15 protein-coding genes are annotated in these 21,038 nt (G+C 55.7%); 7 read left to right on the forward strand and 8 right to left on the reverse strand.

Annotation, left to right across the window (positions count from 1 at the left end):
- The first annotated feature begins 10 nt into the window (after window positions 1-10).
- Window positions 11-1,990 carry a beta-galactosidase gene (locus tag HB631_RS01880; protein WP_213989455.1) on the forward strand — a complete coding sequence of 660 codons (1,980 nt, stop codon included), beginning with the start codon at window positions 11-13 and terminating at the stop codon, window positions 1,988-1,990.
- A gap of 220 nt (window positions 1,991-2,210) precedes the next feature.
- Here HB631_RS01880 and HB631_RS01885 read toward each other — a convergent pair whose 3' ends face one another.
- Entirely contained in the window at window positions 2,211-3,140 is a 930-nt protein-coding gene (locus tag HB631_RS01885) for an omptin family outer membrane protease (protein ID WP_213989456.1), read from the reverse strand.
- A 662-nt stretch (window positions 3,141-3,802) separates the two neighbouring features.
- Complete coding sequence (locus HB631_RS01895; RefSeq protein WP_213989458.1) at window positions 3,803-5,401, reverse strand: ABC transporter substrate-binding protein; 1,599 nt, start codon at window positions 5,399-5,401, stop codon at window positions 3,803-3,805.
- Window positions 5,402-5,708: 307 nt separating this feature from the next.
- On the opposite strand from HB631_RS01895, the gene HB631_RS01900 reads away from it, so the two are divergent.
- A complete protein-coding gene (locus HB631_RS01900) occupies window positions 5,709-7,529 on the forward strand; it encodes a tannase/feruloyl esterase family alpha/beta hydrolase (RefSeq protein ID WP_213989459.1) in 1,821 nt (606 codons plus the stop codon).
- A 154-nt stretch (window positions 7,530-7,683) separates the two neighbouring features.
- On the opposite strand, the gene HB631_RS01905 is transcribed toward HB631_RS01900, so the two are convergent.
- Together HB631_RS01905 and HB631_RS01910 are read right to left on the reverse strand one after the other, a co-directional pair.
- Entirely contained in the window at window positions 7,684-8,466 is a 783-nt protein-coding gene (locus HB631_RS01905; RefSeq protein WP_213989460.1) for a PhnD/SsuA/transferrin family substrate-binding protein, read from the reverse strand.
- Window positions 8,453-9,442 (reverse strand): fatty acid desaturase, encoded by a 990-nt coding sequence (locus HB631_RS01910; RefSeq protein ID WP_213989461.1) that lies wholly within the window; start codon window positions 9,440-9,442, stop codon window positions 8,453-8,455. The genes HB631_RS01905 and HB631_RS01910 overlap by 14 nt, the downstream gene beginning before the upstream one ends.
- A gap of 339 nt (window positions 9,443-9,781) precedes the next feature.
- Here HB631_RS01910 and HB631_RS26855 point away from each other — a divergent pair, with 339 nt between their 5' ends.
- Entirely contained in the window at window positions 9,782-9,934 is a 153-nt protein-coding gene (locus tag HB631_RS26855) for a hypothetical protein (protein ID WP_255556791.1), read from the forward strand.
- Complete coding sequence (locus HB631_RS01920; protein ID WP_345945677.1) at window positions 9,925-10,428, forward strand: ATP-binding cassette domain-containing protein; 504 nt, start codon at window positions 9,925-9,927, stop codon at window positions 10,426-10,428. Before HB631_RS26855 ends, HB631_RS01920 begins: the two co-directional genes overlap by 10 nt.
- Window positions 10,429-10,501: 73 nt before the next feature.
- Here the strand turns inward: HB631_RS01920 and HB631_RS01925 are convergent, their stop codons facing one another.
- A complete protein-coding gene (locus HB631_RS01925) occupies window positions 10,502-11,395 on the reverse strand; it encodes a LysR family transcriptional regulator (RefSeq protein WP_213989462.1) in 894 nt (297 codons plus the stop codon).
- 226 nt (window positions 11,396-11,621) lie between these two features.
- Between HB631_RS01925 and HB631_RS01930 the strand changes: the two genes are divergently transcribed.
- The 3 genes from HB631_RS01930 (at window position 11,622) to HB631_RS01940 (ending at window position 13,736) form a co-directional block, all read left to right on the forward strand.
- Window positions 11,622-12,362 (forward strand): SDR family oxidoreductase, encoded by a 741-nt coding sequence (locus HB631_RS01930; protein ID WP_213989463.1) that lies wholly within the window; start codon window positions 11,622-11,624, stop codon window positions 12,360-12,362.
- A 222-nt stretch (window positions 12,363-12,584) separates the two neighbouring features.
- Window positions 12,585-13,205 (forward strand): response regulator, encoded by a 621-nt coding sequence (locus HB631_RS01935; RefSeq protein WP_213989464.1) that lies wholly within the window; start codon window positions 12,585-12,587, stop codon window positions 13,203-13,205.
- 99 nt (window positions 13,206-13,304) lie between these two features.
- Window positions 13,305-13,736 (forward strand): hypothetical protein, encoded by a 432-nt coding sequence (locus HB631_RS01940; protein WP_213989465.1) that lies wholly within the window; start codon window positions 13,305-13,307, stop codon window positions 13,734-13,736.
- A gap of 101 nt (window positions 13,737-13,837) precedes the next feature.
- On the opposite strand, the gene HB631_RS01945 is transcribed toward HB631_RS01940, so the two are convergent.
- From HB631_RS01945 to HB631_RS01955, 3 genes are all read right to left on the reverse strand, one after another.
- Window positions 13,838-14,719: an AraC family transcriptional regulator gene (locus HB631_RS01945; RefSeq protein ID WP_213989466.1), complete on the reverse strand. Its 882-nt coding sequence runs from the start codon at window positions 14,717-14,719 to the stop codon at window positions 13,838-13,840.
- A gap of 266 nt (window positions 14,720-14,985) precedes the next feature.
- Window positions 14,986-20,655, reverse strand: coding sequence for an AAA family ATPase (locus tag HB631_RS01950; protein WP_255556749.1), 5,670 nt, complete (start codon window positions 20,653-20,655; stop codon window positions 14,986-14,988).
- Window positions 20,652-21,038 (reverse strand): response regulator, encoded by a 387-nt coding sequence (locus HB631_RS01955; RefSeq protein ID WP_213989467.1) that lies wholly within the window; start codon window positions 21,036-21,038, stop codon window positions 20,652-20,654. The genes HB631_RS01950 and HB631_RS01955 overlap by 4 nt, the downstream gene beginning before the upstream one ends.

Genomic DNA, 21,038 nt, shown 5'->3' on the forward strand with positions numbered 1-21,038 from the left:
GGAGGTTTTGATGAACGTCGGCGTCGACTATTATCCGGAGCATTGGGATCCCGCCATGTGGCCGGCGGATGCCGTTGAAATGAAAGCCGCGGGGATTACCCTGGTGCGCCTGGCGGAATTTGCCTGGTCAAGGCTTGAGCCGCAGGAGGACCAATTTGATTTCCGGTGGCTGGATAACGCCATCGCACTGTTCGCGGCACAGAGGATTAATATTATTATCGGCACGCCCACGGCGGCCCCGCCAAACTGGCTGGTGGAAAAATATCAGGATATATTACCTGTTGATCATCATAAACACCCGGTTTATCCCGGCGTCCGTTGCCATCGCTGTTATAACAGCCCCTCCTTGCGCCGGCATGCGCTGAATATCATTGAAGCGCTCACCCGACATTATGTCGGCCATTCCGCGGTGATCGGCTGGCAGACGGATAATGAAATAGCCGCCAATGATTGCCATTGCGAAAATTGCACCCGCGAATTCAGATCCTGGCTGCAACGCAAATATTTAACCTTGGAAAACCTGAATCAGGCATGGGGCACGGTGGTGTGGAGCGGGGAATACAGCGCGTGGTCTCAGGTCACCACGCCGTTGGGCGGTTCGCCCCATCACAATCCGTCGTTCGTGCTTGATTTTCAGCGTTTCTCTTCAGATTCCGCGGCTGATTTCAATCGTTTTCAGGCCGAGATTATCCGCAAAAACTGTCCCCGGCATTTTGTCACCCACAATCTTTGGGGATATCCGGTCGTCACCGACTATTACCGGCTGTTTGACCCGATGGATTTTGTCTCGGTGGATTATTATCCCAGCACGGATCTCAAGGACGATACAAAAGCCGCTATCTACCACGGCGCGCTGACCCTGGATTTAACCCGGGGGGTGAAACGCAAGAATTTCTGGGTCATGGAACAGCTCAGCGGCACGCCGGGCTGCTGGAATCCCATGTCCCGCGCGCCGTGGCCGGGCATGATTCGCGCCCATGGCTGGCAAAGCATCTCACGGGGCGCCGATAGCATTATTCATTTCCGCTGGCGCACCGCGCGTGCGGGCGCCGAGCAGTTTTGGCACGGTCTGTTGGATAGTCATGGCCATCCCGGACGCCGTTTAGCGGAGTTTAAAACCTTTGCCAGTGAAGTGGCTCAGTTAAACGATCTTATCAGCGGCACCCGGCTCCATAACGAAGTGGCGCTGTTGTTCTCCCATGAACAAAACAATGCGTTTAACATTCAGCCGCAGTCCGATGGTTTTGATTATTTCAAAAACCTCAAGCAGCTGCATCAGACGCTGGTGCGCCAGGGCGTAGGGGTTGACGTGATCAATTGGACCGAGAACGTTGACGATTATACATTGGTGGTGGCGCCGTTTCTGTTTCTGGAAGATGCCGCGGTGGCGTTAACGCTGGAAAATTATGTGAAGGGTGGCGGGACTTTGGTGCTCACCACCCGCACCGGCGTTAAAAACAGTTTCAACGTCTGTCAGTCTGATTACCTGCCGGGCCTGTTAGGCGGCATTGGCGGCATACGGGTGGAAGAATACGATCCGGTGGGCTTCGATAAACAGAAAATCCTGCTGTTTAAAGATGAAATCGGCTGTTCCCAGTGGTGCGATATCATTATGCCCATCACCGCAAAGACCATCGGCGTTTATGCCAGCGATTTTTTTAGCGGACGCAGCGCCGTTACGGTGAATGCCGTCGGGAAGGGCAGCGTCTATTACATCGGGTCGGTGCTGGATGACAGCGGCTACCGGCGCCTTTTTGCCGATATCCTGCGTGAATGCCGCATTGAATTTATCGACGACTTACCCGCCGGTGTCGAGCTGTCCGTTCGTTGTGATAAAACCAAACGTCTACTGTTTATACTGAATCTGACCAAGGAACAACAGTCTGTCAGCCTGCCGGAGAGAGTAAGATATGACGCGTTTAGCGGCGAAGCGGTACTGCCCACTCTGTCGCTGGGACCCTTTGAGGTCAGGATTGTGCTTGAGGAGTAATAGCGTAGAGGGACTTTTCTTCTGTGGTTTGATGAGAAGACGGCCGGTGATATTGGCGGAACCGGGGCATAGTGATTCTGGGCGCTGTTCACGATCCGCCAGAAGTGTGCCTATCGACCATGACGATGGCGAAATATTGGTGATTAAGCCCTTATCCGCCACAATAAGGGACATCCGGTCAATGACAAATCCGTGTCAGAGAGGGTTTGGGCAATATAGTTTAAAACAGGTATTGCACGCCGGCGGATGCGGTATAATAGGTATTGCTCATGCCGGATGAATTACCGCCAAAATAGTCTTTGTTTCCGCAATGGTTGCAGGTCTTTGTATGGCTGCCTTTATTTTCTTCATATTTATTAAGACTCAGTTCTGCATAAATTTTTGTGTTAGGGGTGACATAATATCCGGCATCCACCGTGGCGGAATAATATCTGGAGCCTTTCCCCTGGTGGCGGAATGTAATATCTCGCATATAGTGTTCATCATTGTCCCTTGCTTTTACCCAAGGGCTGAATTTCAGCAAGGTGTTAAATTCAACGTTTTGGTAACGGTACATGCCGGCCACCCCCAGGTAGGGCATAAAATATTTTTGCCGGTAACCAATGGCTCGCGCTCCCGGAGCATACTCGCCGTTATCGGTTCCGTTTTTATAGTTAAAACTTCCGCCAAACGCTGTCCAGCTAAAGCGCGTCTGCTGATAGCCAAACACTGTCCCCAGACGATACTCCGGCGCATTAAGCAGCCACCCTTTGACATTGACATCAAATTCATTTGCATGATTAAGACGGGAATTAGGATGAGTGGACCGGTCTGTCCAGTGAGACTGACCGCGATCTAACCAGTCGTAGTCGTCCATTTTTGAGCCGCTGGAGGCCAGGGTCGTCCATCCCCGGAGATTGAGCGTCAAAAATTCGGTGGCATCCCAGGCAATATCGCCTTTAAAAATGGCGGTGTTTTTTAGCGTCCAGTTTAATTCACTGATTTTATAACCATCACGTGCATCATATGCAAACTCTTTCGATTCTCCGTTCAGCCAGCCCATGGCCGCGCTGGCTTTTATGCTTTGCGCATCATAGCGGAACTTGTCAGCCAGCGCGGAGGGGACGGTAACCAGAACAGCAACCAGGGCAAAAACATTCTTTTTAAACATGACGATATTTCCCTAGATTAATTAATAAGTGCTTCATTCATATTTCTGATAATTATTTATAAATTGATAATTTCATTAGAAAGCTGATTGTGTTAAAAGCAAATAAAAAGCCAGTGAGTAATTAATCACAGAGAAGCTCAAAAAATAGTAAACGAAACATAAAAGACCTGAATCTAAAACGCAAAAACGGCGGTACCAAATCACCCGCCGCTATGGTCCAAGGGCAGCACTTGAAATCGAGAGGGTATAAAGTGTTGATTGCCGGACTTTTATGGCTCGATGTTAAGACGCCACATTATGCTGGTTTAAAATCGATTATCGGATTCTTGAAAAACTCATAGGTTTCATTATCTGGCGCCGCCGGTAATTCAGCAGCCAGAATGGCTTTCACGGCCGCTTCACAAAGCGGTTACTGATTGATCTTTAAAACTAAAGAAGTTATTTTTTTATTATAATCCAGTGATTATAATGGACCATTGACCAATATTTCCGAGGGGGAAGACTTACCAGGTATGGATCTTATATGATAATGGCATAGAGCTAATAATCATTCTGTCCCGCACCGTGCCAAAATTGATTCACCGTCAGCTTCATCGCTGCTGAGGTATTTTCAGCCATTAAGAAGCCGATGGATCGTATTGACCACCGGCTGCCATTTATCATCAGTTCAGTTTGGCCTTGGAAAAGTCGCTGCCGTTGAGGCTGACGCTATAGCCGGTGACATTACTGCGGGTGGCGTAGAAGGTTTTACCGTTGGCCAGCGGCACCCAGGGGGCCTGCTGATGGAATACCTGCTGGGCCTGTTTATACAGGGCGGCGCGCTGGGCCGGGTCGCTGATGATTTTGGCCTGCTGGATGAGCGCGTCATACTGTTTATCGCACCAGAACGCGGCGTTGGAGCCGCTTTTGACGCTATCGCAACCCAGCAGGGTATTGGCGAAATTATCCGGATCGCCGTTATCCGACATCCAGCCGAACAGGGCGGTAGAGTGTTCTCCCTTGCGAATGCCGGCCAGGTATTCACCCCATTCATAGGTCACGATTTTCGCCGTGACGCCGACTTTCGCCCAATCGCTTTGGATCATTTCCGCAATACGGCGTGAGTTCGGGTTATAGGGACGCTGAACCGGCATTGACCATAAGTCGGTGGTAAAGCCTTTTTCAAATCCCGCCTGCTTCAGTAGTGCCCTGGCCTTGGCCGGGTCATAGGGATAATCCGCCAAATCTTTATCGAAGCCGAGCATATTGGGGGGAATGGGAGATTTCGCCACTGTGCCCGAGCCGAGGAATACCGCATCGACAATGGCCTTTTTATCCACCGCATAATTTAGCGCCTGACGCACCAGCACATTATCAAAGGGCTTTTTCGCGGTATTAAACGCCAGGTAGCCCACGCTCATGCCGTCCACGCTGTGGAGGGCTAAATCTTTATTGTTTTTGATCTGGTCAAAATTCACCGGGCTGGGCGCGGGAATAATCTGGCATTCGTTTTTCTCAAGCTTTGCCAGGCGGGTGCTGACGTTGGGGGTAATGGAGAAAATCAGCCGCTTGGTGGGCACGTCGCCCTGCCAATAATGGGGGTTGGCCTGATAGCGGATAATGGAGTCCACTTTATATTCCTGCAGATTATAGGGCCCGGTACCGATAGGGTCGGTGTCTACGCGTTCCGGCGTGCCGGCTTTCAACATGGCGTCGGCATATTCCGCGGAGAGAATGGAGGCGAAATCCATGCCCCAGTCCGCCAGGAAGGAGGCATCAGGTTTGGTCAGGGAAAACTGGACGTGATAATCATCGATTTTTTTGACGTCCTGAATAAGCGAACCGAGGCCGACGTCGTTGAAGTACTCATAGGTGGCTTGGGATACCTTGTGATAAGGATGATCGGCGTCTTTCTGCCGTAATACGGAGAAAATCACGTCGTCGGCGTTGAAATCACGGCGGGGGGTGAAAAATTTGTTGCTGTTGAACTTGACCCCCTGGCGCAGGGTAAATATATAGGTTTTGCCGTCGGGACTGATTTTCCAGCCGGTGGCAAGGGACGGTATCGGCAAATTATCGCTTTCCCGGAATGTGACCAGCCGGTTATAGAGCACCTGGGAACTGGCGACAAAGGAGGGGCCGGAACTGGCGATTTGCGGGTTGAAGGATTCCGGTGATGCTTCGGAGCAGTAGACCAACACGCTGTTGTCGGCGGCAAGCGTAGCGCCGGCAGGTAACATGGCGCTCATAAGTAATACGAGAGAGGTTTTCCTGAAGTCCATTGTTCTTGCCTTAATAAAGTAATTAATCTGTCGTTTTTTCCAGACCATTATAAGCGGCAATGGGGGAAACTGAAAAATCTTATGCTTATTAGGAGGTTCTTCTCGGTTATAAGCGCTACAGTATTATGCGCGGGCACGGGGAAAATGCTTCGCTGGGACAGCGTGGCAATGAAGCTTTCCCTGTGGTGGTCATAAAAGTGGCGGCAGTCTGCGGCGTCTATATGGATAAGCGGCTATTTCAAGGAGGCCTTTGTCTTTATACTGGCAACGGGATATAAAAATAGTCGTATGTGTTTAAGGTCATTCCATGGATTTAATTTTACCCAGGTATTGCAGCAAAATAGTCTTTGCCGCTTTTCTGTTTACAGCCGGGATTGCGCTCGCGGCGCAAGGCGTTGAAACGGGCAAACTATCCGGCATGGTGCTCGCGGCGCAGGGCGCCGAAACGGGCAAATTACCCGGCATGGCGCTAACGTTGCGAAGCGCCGAGTCGGGCAAACCGGCCGCATTAGCGGTGGTCAAACCCGCCATAGCCTGTTCAGCGCTGGCGCAGTTTGATTTATCAGCCATCGGCGGCAAAGGCGGCCGGGTGGTTTCGGCGCAGGAAGTGTCCGCGGAGGGTACACCGTTCTGCGCCGTTGAAGGTTTGTTGGCGCCGGAAATCACCTTCAAGCTTATGCTGCCCATGGCGAGCTGGAACCAGCGCTATATGCAGCTGGGCTGCGGCGGGTTATGCGGCCAGGTCAATCTTCAGGTCGGCGCGGCGGCCGGCTGTGCTTTGCTTAACAGCGGCGGTTTTGCCCTGGCCGCCACCGATATGGGCCATGCCATGTCGGAGCAGGATTTTGGCAACGATCCGCAAAAACGCAGGGATTTCGCCTATCGTTCGGTGCATCTGACGTCCCTGGCGTCCAAAGCGCTGGTGGCGGCGTTCTATCACCGCCCCGCGACCTGGTCTTATTTTAACGGCTGTTCCGACGGCGGACGTGAGGCATTGATGGAGGCGCAGCGCTACCCGAAAGATTTTAACGGCATCATCGCCGGTGCGCCGGCGATGAATTTTCAGGTGCAAAATGCCCTTTACCAGAGCTGGCAAGCCGTCAGCAACACCGGCGCCGACGGCAAGGCCATTATCACCGCGGCGCAGCTGCCCTTTATTCACCAGGCGGTATTGGCGCAGTGTGATGCGATTGACGGCCAGAAAGACGGTTTGATTGCCGATCCACAGGCCTGCCACTTTAATATGCACGCATTAAAATGCGATGCGGTGAAAACCAACGGCGGCCGGCCATGCCTGACGGATATCCAGCTCACCGCGCTGCGTCGTCTTTATGACGGGCCGCGAGACGCCGGCACGGGTAAAAAAATGACCGTCGGCGGGCCGCAGTATGGGTCGGAACTGGCCTGGGCCGGCGTGTTTGTGCCGCAAAACGCCGACGCCCCTATTTTCAGCCGGACTATCGCGCTGTCCTCCCTGAAGTACATGAACTTTGTCACTAATCCGCCGGCAGCTTTTGCGCTGAAAGACCTGAAGTTCACCACGGCAACGTTCCAGGCGTTGGAGAAATTACACCCGCTTTATGATGCCACCAATCCCGATCTCAGCGCGTTTGCGTCGGCGGGCGGCAAGCTGATTATTTGGCATGGCTGGGCGGACCCGCATATTTCTCCGCTGAACTCCATCGCCTATCACAATGCCCTGGCGCAATTCCTGGGCACGTCAAGGCGGGATGGGTTCGAGCGGTTATACCTGCTGCCGGGGGTATATCATTGTTCCGGCGGGGAGGGGCCAAGCCTGGTTGATTTCCTGACGCCGATGATGGCCTGGGTGGAAAAAGGCACACCGCCGGATGGCGTTGCCACCTGGCAAGCTCCTGACAGGGCAAAAAACAGCTTTGGTCAGCCGGATGCGGGTAAAAATCCGGATAAGGCCGCCCCGCGACAGGAAACCATCCCGGTGAACGCGGCCTCGCGACCGGTGTTCCCATACCCCTATTACGCGGTATACGGCGTCAAGGGAGACCGGGTCGGGGCGGTTTCGTATATCCGCAGGCCGCTGCTGGAAACCCATGACTATTATCAATGGCTCGGCGAAGGTTTTTATCGGCCCTATAAATTCATGGATTAACTGTTATCCCTGAGTACGCCGTTGTTGACAGCATTGGGCTTGTTTATCCTGGGGAATGGCCGTTATCGCGGCGGGGGAAATTGCCGTCCGCTACCTCCGGCAGCATAGGGATATTCAACGCGTAGTGCTCCGCTTTTTCCCGTCCCGGCGGTGGTTACATGCCGCCCCCGGGACCTTGCGGGATAACGTCATACCGTTTGCGGCTGACCGGGCTGAAACCGGTGATAAGCACCGCCCGGCATACCGCCCGATATTCTGGTTTGCTCGCCAGCGACAGAAGCGCCGTCCGCAGGGCGGCCAGCGTCGCCGGGGGGGTGTGCTGTTGCGTAATCAACGGCAGGCCGGGGCAGAGCGGCGTCTGTCCAATCACTTTCAAACCGCGTATCCTTTCGGGGCGATGGCGTTGCAGCAGGGCATAAGTGACGCAATCGACGGCGGCAATGTCCGCCTCTTCCCGCTGCAGGGCGAGCAGGGATTGCTCATGGCCGCCGCTGAATATGACCTCGCTGAAAAATGCGCCCCCGCCCATCAACGGCTTCACCATCCCTTCCAGAGCATGATAGCCCGAATAGGAGTCGGCGCCGTTGCTTACCGCCCGCCGCTGCCTGAAATCCCCCAGCGTCGAACCCTTCTCACGCCGGCGGGCGAGGATAAGGCTCCGGTAGCCGATGCCTTCACAGCCCGGAGCGTCATAATGGAAACAGCCCACCGGCTGTACGTTCGGCAACAGATTCATCAACGGATAGCCGCAGGTCTGGCTGAGCAGCAGGCGAGGATCGCGCCAATGGTCCACCAGGTCTTCCGGCCATTGCAGGCTAAGGTCGGCGACGGGCAGTCCCTGCTCCGCCAGCAGCAGGCGCAGCTGTTGCCACTGGGCGTCGACGTCGGCCCGGTTAACGGCATACATGGGAAGAGAAACGATATCAGTCGGCCCCATCAGGTTTTTTTTCCCCGATGAACGACGCCGGATGAATGTTCACCTCCACGGGCCTGAACAGGAAGCGGCTTAACCATTCGAAATACCCCCGCACGACAAAACCCCGGTTACGCAGCTGATAGCTGTGCCGATAGGTCAGATAGATAGAGCGTAGAGCATACCAGGGAACACCCGGCAGATTATGGTGTACCGAATGATAATTCAAATTCAGAAACAGCAGGCGCCAAGGCAGGGCGGCTTCATTGATGACCGAGCGGGCCTGGGGATCGTCCGCGGCGCGATGTTCCATAAAGGAGCGGATTTTGGTCATGCCCAATGCCGGGTAGCTGACCGCCAGCAGGAAATAGAGCACCGGGAAACCACAGTATCGCATCCAGGCAACAATCAGCGCCAGCAATACACCGTGCACCAGCCACATCCCCATGGCCGGTTTATCATGGCTGCGCAGAGCGCCTATCAGGCAATGGACGGCTTGGGCAATATCCAGCGCCGGTCCCATGATCACCCGGCCCGGAAGGGTATTGTACAGCCGTATCAGACCCCGCTGCCGGCGGGTAAATCGCCCCCAGCGCTCCGCCGAGAAATAATAGGTTTCCGGATCTTCGCCGGGCAGCGTCAGCTGCTCTTCGCGATGGTGGCGCAAATGTAAATCGCGGTACAGGCCGAAGGGATACCAGATAGCCAAAGGCAGCAGCCCCAGCAGCTGGTTAACGCGGGGATATCGGGTGGGATGCCCGTGGATCAGTTCATGCTGCAGCGACATATACCAGGTGGTGAACCAAATAAGGATGAGCGTGGCGGGAACCAGTCCAAGGGTACGCCAATAGGCCATGGCGGCAAACCAGCCGCTGTAAATGGTTAGGATCAGTATCCAGGTGGGCAACTCGCTGCGCCATAACCAGGATTGCGATAACCCATGAATATACTCCCGCTGTTGACCGTGCAGGTAAGACGCACCGTTTTTAACTGTCGCCATCAACTTTATTCCGATTAATAAATACCCACAGATAAATAAAATGGAATAGGCGACCCTAATTAACAACGAATTTGATCGGTAATATATTAACCAGAAATGGATATAAACCCCGCCCGTTAAGTCGCTGGGATGTTACACATTTTTTATCTATAGTTTGCTGAAAATGTTATTTAAAAAATGACGGCGTCCTGGTGCCGGGATTGGCGGCAAAACGCTTTGATGTTATCGGCGCCGGACTCTTTATCAATCATTCCCGTTGCCAGGTCATTGGCTTCTCAAATCCGGTTATCCGATCCGGCGGGGCGTTGATACCGAGGCCCTGGCGGCATTTAAGGCAAGTTGCGCCGCATCATATTGCCGCAAGCCTTGCCTTTTATGCTGCCGCCGCTGGGTAATCTGCTGGTGGAATTATTAAAGTCCACTTCCTTGGTTTCGATGATTACCCTCAGCGACCTGACCTTCTCCGGTTCTACGCTGAAAAGGTGGCGCTGATCGGTCCCAGCGGATCCGGGAAATCCACTATTCTCAGGCTGATCAAGGGGCTGGAAGCAGTGTCGAACGGTGCGGTAACCGTCGATGGCGTGCCGGTAGTTACCGGCCGCCGGCAGCATCGATGGTTCTTACGCGGACCGGTTCGCCATCAGGTGGGCATGGTGTTCCAGCATTTTAATTTATTCCCCCATTTGACCGTTGAGCAAAATATCATGGAAGCGCCGTTAAGGGTGCTTAAGCTTGCCGCGGAGGATGCGCGGCAACGGGCACACTACTATTTGGACATTGTGGGATTGGCGCATAAAGCGCCGGCCTGGCCCGCCACCCTGTCCGGCGGACAGCAGCAGCGCGTGGCCATTGCCCGTGATGTGGCCGATCGGGTGCTGTTTATAGAAAAAGGAAAAATCATTGATGACGGCACGCCGGCGGACGTGGTGGTAAACCCCCTCAATCCACGTACAAGGCAATTCCTCAACATCCTCACGGAACGTTAATCGCCGGGATGTTGATTCAACCGGTCCCATCGCGCGCCTATCATGATGTGCTTTAGGCAAACATGCCGGCTCATCAGGGTTGGTAACGCAGGGCATCAACAAACAGGGCGAAGGCAGTGGTATGCTGTTTGCGGCTGGGATAATAGAGATAATAACCGGAAAAAGGTTCGCACCACGCCTCCAGCACCCTGATAAGATGACCACGGTCAATCTCATTTCGCACCGTATCTTCCGGTACATAGGCCAGGCCGAAACCGGTGGCGGCGGCGTCAATCCGCTGCTTGAGGCTATTGAAGGTGAGTTGCCCCTCAACGCGGACTTTTAGCTGCTGCCCGTCTTTTTCAAACTCCCAGGCATACAATCCGCCCATGGTGGGCAGGCGCATATTGATGCAGGAATGATGCTGCAGCTCTTGCGGCGCGCCGGGGACGCCATACCGTTCTAAATACGTGGGCGCGCCCACCACGGCCATTCTCATAGAGGGCGCGATGCGCACCGCAATCATGTCCTTCGCCACTTGCTCACCCAGGCGGATTCCGGCATCAAAACGGCCGCTGACAATGTCGGTTAAGGCGTTATCAACCGTGATCTCCAGCTTGATATCCGGATACCGGGTGAGGAATGATTTCAACACCGGCCAAAGAATGTAATCCACCGCATGCTCACCGGCGGTCAGGCGAATATTTCCCGCCGGCCGTTCACGCATGTCGCTTAGGGCTTCCAGCTCGCCCTCAATGTCGGCAAAGCGCGGTTCCAGGCTGGCGATCAGCTTTTCGCCGGCTTCCGTGGGGGCGACGCTGCGGGTGGTGCGGGTGAGTAATCGAAGCGCCAGCCGTTCCTCCAGCCCACGGATGGCATGGCTTAATGCGGATTGTGACACGCCGAGTTTTGCCGCCGCCTTGGTAAAGCTGCGTTCCCGGGCAACGGCAATAAACGAAATCAAATCATTGAAATTTTCTTTTAGCATTTCAATCGTGACGCTTTTTTTATGATGGGTAGAGGATAGATTATCACTTTACAGGGGCAATGGGGCATCATTGATGAGCTAACCTCATAGACTTATGCGCGTTGCCCGCACTAATCCTCAACGCGGTTCTTTGCTATCTTACTAATAGGAATATATTATCATTATGTGACATTGTCACATAGGGTTTCACCCTATGTACTGGTTTCGAAATGACATCGGAGGAATTATGGCTCAGGGTATTGAAAATAAAGTGGTGGTTATCGCCGGGGCCAGCAGCGGCCTGGGTGAAGCACTGGCACGTCGTTTGGCCAAGGACGGGGCAAAACTCATGTTGGGCGCCCGCCGCCTGGACCGGCTGGAGAGGCTGGCCGGGGAGCTGTCGCTGGATAAAGAGGCGGTGCTCAGAACCGATGTGACCCGGCCGGAGCAGGTGCAGGCCCTGGTGGATAAAGCGGTGGCGCTGTATGGCCGGATTGATGTAATGGTCAACAACGCCGGATTAATGCCGCATTCGCTGCTGGAACGCCGCAAAATCGACGACTGGAACAAGATGATTGACGTCAACCTGAAAGGCGTACTGTACGGCATTGCCGCGGCGCTGCCGTATATGAAAGAGCAGAAGGGCGGGCATATCATTAACACCTCCTCCGTGGCGGGCCATAAGGTCCGGCCGGGCAGCGCCGTCTATGCCGCCACCAAAACCGCGGTGCGGGTGATCTCCGAAGGGCTTCGACAGGAAGTGAAACCCTACAATATCCGCACGACGATTATTTCACCCGGTGCGGTCACCAGCGAACTGGCGGACAGCATTACCGAGGACGACGTTAAGGCGAATATCAAGCAATTCTATGAGGAGACGGCCATCTCCGCCGACTCATTTGCCGCCGTCGTCGCCTTTGCCATCAGTCAGCCGGAGGAGGTGGATATCAATGAAATCTTGTTCCGTCCCACTAAACAAGAGCTTTGAGTAACAGTATGGGGTTACACACATATTCCACCCGGTTAATACCCGACGAAAACTGTAGGTTATGATCACATCAATCGTCACAAAACCATACTATTTTACAAGATAAGCCTATGGCTTCTGGTGATTATGGAGTGCCGCAGTACTAACGAATTGATAAAAGCGACTCCTGCCGGTGCTATCGCGGTCGGGGTGTCCTTTTTCCATCAACGATAGGGCATATTCATGGATCATATTGTGTATGTTGTTGACGACGATAATTCGGTAAGACAATCCATAGTCAGTTTGCTACAGTCGGAAGACTACCATGTGGCTGATTTTGCTTCGGCCCAGGCATTTCTTGGCCAACCCTTCAGTCATCTGCCCAGTTGCGTCATTCTTGATATGAACATGCCGTTGTCGGATGGGTTTGAGGTGGTGGAGACGCTGGGGAAAACCGGCCGGACATTTCCGGTGATCTTCATCACCGGTTACGGCACCATCCCGATGTCGGTAAAAGCGATGAAGGCCGGCGCTTATGAGTTTTTAACCAAGCCCATCGTGTCCGAACAGCTGTTGAACGCGGTGCGGGAAGGGCTGTTGCTGGCTGAAAAAAATCTCTCTCTTTCCCACGAGCAATCAAGCCTGGCCGAGCGGCATCAAACTTTGACGCCGCGGGAGCGCGAAGTGCTGGGATTGGCCATCGGCGGATTGCTTAATAAGCAGATTGCCACGGCGCTGGGGGTCAGTGAAATTACCGCCAAAGTGCATAAACGACGGGTGATGGAAAAAATGCAAACCCGATGTCTGGCCGATCTGGTCAGGGCGGCGGAGCGTCTGCATATCGTCAAGTCGCAAAGCCGCTAGAAGCCGCCGCGGAACCCTCCGGCATTCACCCGCGCCGTCGTGCCGACCGACTTCGCCATGGCTGAAACCAAAACGTTACGCTTACCGAGGAAAACATCGATGAACACGCAAGAGATAACCGATCCCCGCACCGGCCTTAAAGGGATGTCCATTGCGCTGCGCAAGCTGCACAAAGCTCTGGTTGATCTGGAAACCCAGCGTTTCGGCCCGGTGGGGAGTCCTTTTGAACATCTGCAACTGCTTACCGGCCATTCGCAGTTCGCCTGGTTAAGGCGGCTTTCGGAAATCATGGTTGAGCTGGATGAACGGCTGGATGACAAGGAGGAGATCGATTCCACGGCGGTGGTGGCCTATAAAACCGTTATCGAACGCTTGCTGTCCCTGGGTCCGGAAAACGACACCGATTTTTACCGTAAATATGTGGATGCCCTGCAGGAATCAACCGAGGTCGCCATGGCCCACGGTGAGCTGCGCCATCTGCTGTCATTTCTGGCCGCCCCGGCGGACAAGGCGGCTAAACGCCTGCCATAAACGGCCGACCCGGCAGCATCAAGGCTCAAACGCCCGCAGGGGCGAGCCATCCGTTGGCGTCGACGGTCAATTCAGCCCGCGATGTGAGGCTGCACCATGATTCAGCCGCCGCCGGTAAAATCATGGCCCTTGACCTTGTTACGCTGCCAACTGCCCGGCGGCGTTCCAATAACGCTTTTGAACACGCGGGAAAAATGGCTTTGGTCGGTAAAACCGCACTCAAGAGCGATTTGCGTCAGGCTTTGTTCATGACCGCCAAGTAATTCCTGCGCTTTCAGAATGCGCATTTTTTGCAGCCAGGCATAGGCCGAGGTACCGGTGGTGTTTTTAAAATAGCGGGCAAAGTGCGCTCGCGATAGCCGGCACTCCTTGGCAATCTGTTCCAGGGATATCCCCTTGGCCATATTCTCCAGCATATACTCCTTTGCCCGCTGCTCCTGCCATGGCGCCAGCCGGCCTTTACGGCGGGTCAACTCCGACGGCGCGTTGCCGTAAGCCGCGGTGAGGTGAGCCAGCAGCGCCAGGGAAATATGCTCAATGAGAAAATCCGGCGCGCCGCCGGCCATATCCATCAACGGTACCAGCGCCTGCGCCAGATGGAACATGACCGGATCGGTCGTGCCGGGGGCGCAATCAAGGCGGCCGATGCGTTTCTGACCGCTGTCATAGGTGAATTCGTCAAGGGCCTGGCGGGGAATCAGCAAACGGACATTGTCGAAAGGGCTCAGATGCTGGCAGCGCCAGTCTTCGGTGAGATCGGTAATCGCCAATGCCTGTTTGGCATGGCCCCCTGAATGGACCAGTCGGCCGTCATGCCACAATTTATGCAGCTTGAAATCCGCCAGTTGGACAATCACCGCAAAAGCCTCGCCGCAGGGGATGGCGATGATGGGCGTATTTTCCTCCGGCCCGGTATTCGCCTGCCGGCTGGCATAGAGGCGGGCGGTGCCGGCGCTGAGGGACATTCGGTTGGATAAAATCATGTCGTCAGTATCCCTTGCCTGAATCCAGGCTAAGAATGATATATGCTGTAACAGTAAGCATCATTTTGTTAACAGTAAACTACGGATTTCCCGACAAACGGCGGCGTCGACATCTTAATCCGGCGCGAACGGCGGTGTACCGGCGTTTGCCGCGGTAACGGCGGCCTGCGAATCAGATTAAGACTATTCCGCCGGCGGAGTACTCCAGCGGGTTGACAATCGGGTAGTGAAGCCTGCAAACCGCTGTTTTATCGGCGGCTGACGCGTCACGACGGCGGGTCATAGATGGGCAATATAAAGGAGAAGCAGCTACCGACCGGGTGTCGCGGCGCCGCGGTCATTTTTCCCCGATGGCACTCGATAATGGCGCGACTAATGGCCAGTCCCATGCCCATGCCCTGTTTTTTGGTGGTGTAAAAAGACTCAAAGACCCGTTCCTGAACCGCGGGATCCAGGCCGGTGCCGGTATCCCTTATTTCAAATCGGATTTGTTGCGGCACGGGGTTGACGGATGACAAGGTAAGGATTCGCGGATGGCCCTCAACCGCGGCCATGGCATCAATGGCATTCATCACCAGGTTAAGCAGTACCTGCTGGATCTGGACGCTGTCGCCGAAGATAAAAAACGCCTCGGCGTTGAGTGCATACTCCACCGACACCCGGCGCCGTTCCAATTCGCTGCGGGATAAGGTCAGAATATGCAGTGCGATATGATGCAAATCCACGGGGATAAAAACGGGGTCTTCATTGCGGGTCAGCGCCTGCAGGCTGTGGATGATCTCCCCGGCGCGCTGCCCTTCGGCAACAATCTCTTCCAAACCAATGCGCGCTTTATCCAGCCTGGGCAGCTCCCGGTTCAGCCAGCGCAGGCTGGCGCCCGCGTTGGAGACGATGGACATCAGCGGCTGGTTGATTTCATGAGCGATGGAAGCGGTCAATTGCCCTACCGTGGTTGCACGGGATACCCGCGCCAGATCCGCCTGCGCCACCCGTGCGGCGTCCTCCGCCTGCCGCCGGCTGGTAATATCGGTGACGGTGCCGAAATATTCACTGATCGCCTCACCGGCATAGACCGGTTCTCCCACGCCCAGGATATAACGGTTGGCGCCGTCCGCCCCGATAATGCGATATTCGGCGCGCATGGTGACTCCGTTGCGTAAGCTCGCCTCTATCAGCTCCATCGTGCGCGACCGGTCGTCAGGATGCAAAAGCGCCGCAAAATCTGTAAAGGTCAGGGTTGACCGGCTTTCCGCCAGGCCGAAAATACGCGCGAATTCGGCGGAAATATCCAGCGTGTGCCGCCGTATCTCCCAGCGCCAGCTGCCGGTATGGCTGATTTGTTCTCCCAGCACCAGCGACGTCTGGCTGGCGCGCAGGTCCTTTTCCACTCGGCGGCGTTGGATATTTTCTTCCAGTAGTTCGGCATACAGCCGGGCGGTTTCAAGGGAAACGGCGGCCTGAGCCCCCAGCAGGGCGATAATTTTTGAGTGTTCGGCGGTGAAAACCTCGGGCATAAGCCGGTTTTCCAGATATAACACCCCCACCAGCCTGGACTGCTTGAACATCGGCACACAGAGCGCCGCGGTGCCGGAGGTCGCCAGGTAGGGATCTCGACTGAACGGACTGAATTCCCCCGGCATACCGAGGCGGATTTCCTGGCCGCTGCGGATGACCGCCGACAGGACGGAAAGGGGCAAATCGGTTTGGGTCGGTCTCGCCTTTACCACCCGGACGTTAACGCTGCCGGCGGTGGTATCCGCCCGTGCTTCGATTTCCGGGGTATCGTCCGCCGTCATGCGAATAAGCAGCCCGCGCTGCGCCCCCGCCTGCTCCAGCGTCATGGTCATCAGGATCTGGATCAGCCTTCCAAGATTGATCTCTTCGGACAGTGCGCGGGACGCCTTGATGACGCTTTGCAAATCCCGTATCTCATCGCATTGGACAAAGGCCACCGTGCCGCAGGGGCCGGTAGGCCAGGCGGGGACCATATGGGGATATTGCTCCTCAAGCCGGCGTACGTTGCCCTTGGCGCCCCAGCGCCCATAGGCGGCCATGGCCCCTTTGATATGGGCATCCGCGGCGGTGGCATAGCCGCAGGCACCGGCGAAACGGGCCGCTAGCTCATGGGCCAGTCCGTTAACGTGATGGTATCCTCCGTCACGGGATAGCCTTATCGCTTTCTCGTACTGCGCCATGGCAACGGCGGTTTGGCCGTCAATGCGGGCGATTTCCCCTTGCAGCAGCGCCTCTTTATCCTCAAAGGCGCCGGGGTTGATTCGCGCCCACTGGGCTATTTTGTCATAATGCCGCTGCAGTTTTCGCCGCTGTTCCGGCGAATATTCCCCGCCTATCGGCTGAACCGTCAGGGTGAGGGCGCTGAATAAATGATAATCCATCAGATGGAGATGCCCCGGCGCCGACCAGGCCAGGTCATCCCCACGGCGCAGGCATGATGATGCCGAGTCGAACTCCCCGGCATAAAAGTGGGACATAGCCTGATACAGCCACAGCCAAAATATCATGGTGGGCATCTGCTCCGGCGCCGAGCTGAACAGCGCTTCCGGTAACATGTCATCGCCATCGGTCGGGACGGTGCCGTCATCCCCCGGAGGTTGAATCAAGGGTTGAATCATGTTCCGCACATAGTGCCTCTGAATCAGCAGGATGGTTTCCACATCCTTAAAACGCGCCTTGCGAACGAAGGCCAGCCCCCGGTCTATGTCGGACAGTACGCTGTCCAGAGCATCGCCCCGGGCCAGGTAATTGATGACCTGGTGACAACGGGCAAAACAGGCTTGGGTGAGATCGCCGTTGGCTATCCCCGCTGCATAACCGGCGTTGGCGCAGTCAATGGTGAAAGCCAGGGGCTGGGTCCATACGCTCAACTGCTCAAGGGGCAGCAGGGTCTTGGCTTCAAAAGCGATATAGCCATGACGTCTCACCAGATCCCGTGCCAGCATTCCATACTGAAAACCCGACCGATATTCACCGTAACAGTGGCCGATAAGCACGCCGAACCAGGCCAGCGCGGTAGTGGCTGCCCCGGTCATACCGTATTCCATCGTCAGGCGGAGGGTCTGGCAAAGGAGCAGAAAGTGCAGCCGGGAACAGGAAAAGCCGGCTGTGACGCAGGCAATCGCCAACAGGCTCATGGCGGCCTCAATCTCTCTATTGTCCATGGGCGGCAAGCGGTTGAACGTCTCCACAGGATCCTCGCCGATACGGGTCGCTATTTCCCGGTAGGCTGACTCGCATTCCGATGACTCGGGGCGCCGGCTGAGATGGATACCGAACAGCGCCAGCGCGGGCAGGGCGATTTCCAACGCCTGGCGGTTGTCCGAGCGTCGCATATGGATCTCCGCCAGCAGACGTGCGGCCATGGCTTTCTCGGCCCGATTAGCCGATAAATCCGCCAGTCCGGCGCACAGGTTGCAGGCCAGGGACAGGTTGCCCAGCAAAAATTCACACTCCGCTTCCTCAAGACCGAGGATGAAATCCAGGTCGTTTTGCGGCTGCCGGCGGCTCTCTCTCAACGCGTTGGCCGTGCGCAGATAGCTCAGGGCCGAAACAACGTCACCGGTGCGTTTTGCCCGTTGCGCCGCCAGCAGGCTGAGTTCAAGGAACATCCGGCGCTGTTCCGCGGACCGGATCAACGAGACGGCGCAAGAGGCGTGATCAACGGCGAGAAACAGTTTGTCGTCGCCAGCGGACTGAGGCGCCTTCTCCGCCAGCAGGATGGCGGCGGACAGATGCAGGTGACTTTTTTCCGCCGGATTTAATAAAGCAAACGCCGCCTCCTGGATGCGATCGTGGGTAAACAGATATCTGTCCGTCGACAAGACAATCACCTGGGCGACGATGGCCGGCTGAAGCAGGCGCGGAATTTCGGCGGTCGGAATGCCCTGGACGCGGCTGAGCATGGCTATATCGCCGTAACGTCCAAGACAGGCCAGGCAGCCCAGCAACTTTTGCGTCGTCGCCGGCATCCGTTCCAACTGCTGCAATACCAGATTGGCGACATTTTCAGTATATTGACGCACCTCGATGGCGGTCAGATCGTAACGCCATTTCCCATTGCGCTTATCGCGGGCTATCAGCCCGTCTTCCACGATTTTTTGGGTAAACTGACGAGCAAAAAACGGATTGCCGCCGGTTTTTTTATGGACCAGTTTTGCCAGATCTCCCATCCTGGCCGGTCGGGTCTGGAAGGTTTCCCCCAGCCACCGCTCCATGGATTTCACATCCAGCGGCGCCGGTTCGATGTCCACCACCCGTGGCGCGGCGGCTCGCAACCGCGCCAGCTGCCGATTAAACGACGGGCGGGACAACGAGGCCAGGTCCTGATGGGCCACCACTGTCAGCAAGGGTAGCGACGCCCGTATCCCCAGTAAATATTCCAGCGACTGCATGCTGGCCGGGTCTGCCCAGTGGATATCGTCAATCAGCAGTACCAGCGGGCAACCGGGCGTGGCAAACGCGCTTACCAGACGGTGGACCATGTGGTTAAAACGGTCCTGGGCCTCCACCGAGGGTATATCAAAAAACGGGACGTTATTCCCCAGCAGCAGGGCCAGTTCGGGCACCAAATTCACCGCTAATCCGGCATAACTCCCCAGGCAACCGGTGAGCCTCGCTTGCCACCGGGCAATTTCCGCCGCAGGGAGTCCGAGCACCTGTAAAATCAGCGAACGCAGGGCCGAGGAGAGCGCGGCAAAGGGCAGAACCCGGCGATACTGATCGACTTTAGCTACCGCCAGTAATGCCCGCTTGTGCTGCAATACCTCCAGCGCCGCCGCAATCAGCGATGATTTGCCGATACCGGACGGACCGCTTATGACCACCAGGACATGCTCGCCGCTGATTTTCACCTCATTGAAAGCAGAGAGTAACCGCCGGGCCGGAGCTTGATCGGTAAAAAGCGTATCGGACAAATGAAGCTCGGGGCAGGTATCCTGTAGCCCGGGGGTGAACTGCCGGATAACGCCGGCGGAGGTTAACGACGCCAGGCAGCGTTTAAGATCGGCCTTCAGCCCGTCCACCGTCTGGTAGCGGTTTTCCGGGATTTTGGCCAGCAGCTTGAGAATGATGAGTGACAGCATGTCGGGAATGCCGGGGCGAACCAGATGGGGCGGCAGCGGCTCCGAAGCAATATGATGATGTTCCCATTCCGCCAGGCCACCGGCGTCGAAGGGCAGGCGGCCGGTGAGCAGTTCGTACAAAACGATGCCAAGGCTGTAAATATCGCTGCGGCTGTCCCTCTGACGTTTGGTTCGCCCGGTATGTTCCGGCGACATATAGGCCAAGGTGCCGCCGAGGGCCGGTGAACCCGGCTGGGAAAACAGGGAGGATGTGCTGCCCGCCAGACCAAAGCCCCCGAGGCGAAACGTCCCGTCGCCGGCAATGTACAGCGTGGCGGGTTTGATATTGCCATGGATTAAACCTTGCAGATGCATCTGTTTAAGGGGGGCGCACAGGCGGATGGCCAGGGTAATAAAATCCGTCATATCCCTGGCGGGGGCGCGGGACAGAGGCTCCAGAGTGTTGAAAGGGAAAGCGTCATAGAGCAAGGCGTAACGGCCGTGGTAGAGGGTATAGGCAACCGGTTTTATCGACCAGGATTCAGCCAGTTCGCGGCGTAGGGAAAATTCATTTTTCAGCTGCAAAGCAGCCTGGATTTCCCTCTCCTCGCGGGCGGCTGCCAGAATATACTCCCGGCCGTCCACGGGATGCCGGCACCATGACCAGGAGAGAAATCCGTCATGCGCCAGGGGGCTGAAGATAAAACCGGTCAGCTCGAACGAGAGGGCGCTGTTATCGCCGAGGCTCATACGATCGAACGAGTGGGCGCGGTTATCACCGAGGCCTATCAGATCGAACGATGGGGAGGCAGAATCGCCGCCGGTGAACCTGGGTACCGGGGTCGGTTTATCGTTCATGGTGTGCCCTCGCCGCTGGATAGCGCCCGTTGAATGCTTTCCAGCAGGATATCGACATCGATGGGTTTACGCAAAAAAGCGATGGCGCCGGCGTTGACCGCCAGCCGGTGGGTATTTTCGTCGCCATGACCGGAGATAAAGATAACCCAAGGCGGGGGCGTCCAAAGCAATAGCCGCTCATAGAGTTCAAAACCGTCAATGCCTTTGAGTTTAACATCAAGAATGATCAGCGCAATCTTGGCCGCCCCCGGCCCTTGATTGAGAAACGCTTCGGCGGACTCAAAAGACCGGGTGGCGTAACCGGCGGATTGCAGCAAATTGCTTAATCCGCTGCGAACGGAGCGATCGTCGTCAACAATGGCAATAAGCGGAGGCGGCGTCAT

It is taken from the genome of Sodalis sp. dw_96 (assembly GCF_018449575.1).
In the GTDB taxonomy this organism is placed as follows: domain Bacteria; phylum Pseudomonadota; class Gammaproteobacteria; order Enterobacterales; family Enterobacteriaceae; genus Acerihabitans.

Excerpts from the sequence above, each read along its gene's own strand:
- HB631_RS01880 (WP_213989455.1), top strand. The coding sequence starts at position 11 with ATGAACGTCGGCGTCGACTATTATCCGGAGCATTGGGATCCCGCCATG.
- HB631_RS01885 (WP_213989456.1), bottom strand. The coding sequence starts at position 3,140 with ATGTTTAAAAAGAATGTTTTTGCCCTGGTTGCTGTTCTGGTTACCGTC.
- HB631_RS01895 (WP_213989458.1), bottom strand. The coding sequence starts at position 5,401 with ATGGACTTCAGGAAAACCTCTCTCGTATTACTTATGAGCGCCATGTTA.
- HB631_RS01900 (WP_213989459.1), top strand. The coding sequence starts at position 5,709 with ATGGATTTAATTTTACCCAGGTATTGCAGCAAAATAGTCTTTGCCGCT.
- HB631_RS01905 (WP_213989460.1), bottom strand. The coding sequence starts at position 8,466 with ATGGGGCCGACTGATATCGTTTCTCTTCCCATGTATGCCGTTAACCGG.
- HB631_RS01910 (WP_213989461.1), bottom strand. The coding sequence starts at position 9,442 with ATGGCGACAGTTAAAAACGGTGCGTCTTACCTGCACGGTCAACAGCGG.
- HB631_RS01925 (WP_213989462.1), bottom strand. The coding sequence starts at position 11,395 with ATGCTAAAAGAAAATTTCAATGATTTGATTTCGTTTATTGCCGTTGCC.
- HB631_RS01930 (WP_213989463.1), top strand. The coding sequence starts at position 11,622 with ATGGCTCAGGGTATTGAAAATAAAGTGGTGGTTATCGCCGGGGCCAGC.
- HB631_RS01935 (WP_213989464.1), top strand. The coding sequence starts at position 12,585 with ATGGATCATATTGTGTATGTTGTTGACGACGATAATTCGGTAAGACAA.
- HB631_RS01940 (WP_213989465.1), top strand. The coding sequence starts at position 13,305 with ATGAACACGCAAGAGATAACCGATCCCCGCACCGGCCTTAAAGGGATG.
- HB631_RS01945 (WP_213989466.1), bottom strand. The coding sequence starts at position 14,719 with ATGATTTTATCCAACCGAATGTCCCTCAGCGCCGGCACCGCCCGCCTC.
- HB631_RS01950 (WP_255556749.1), bottom strand. The coding sequence starts at position 20,655 with ATGAACGATAAACCGACCCCGGTACCCAGGTTCACCGGCGGCGATTCT.
- HB631_RS01955 (WP_213989467.1), bottom strand. The coding sequence starts at position 21,038 with ATGACGCCGCCTCCGCTTATTGCCATTGTTGACGACGATCGCTCCGTT.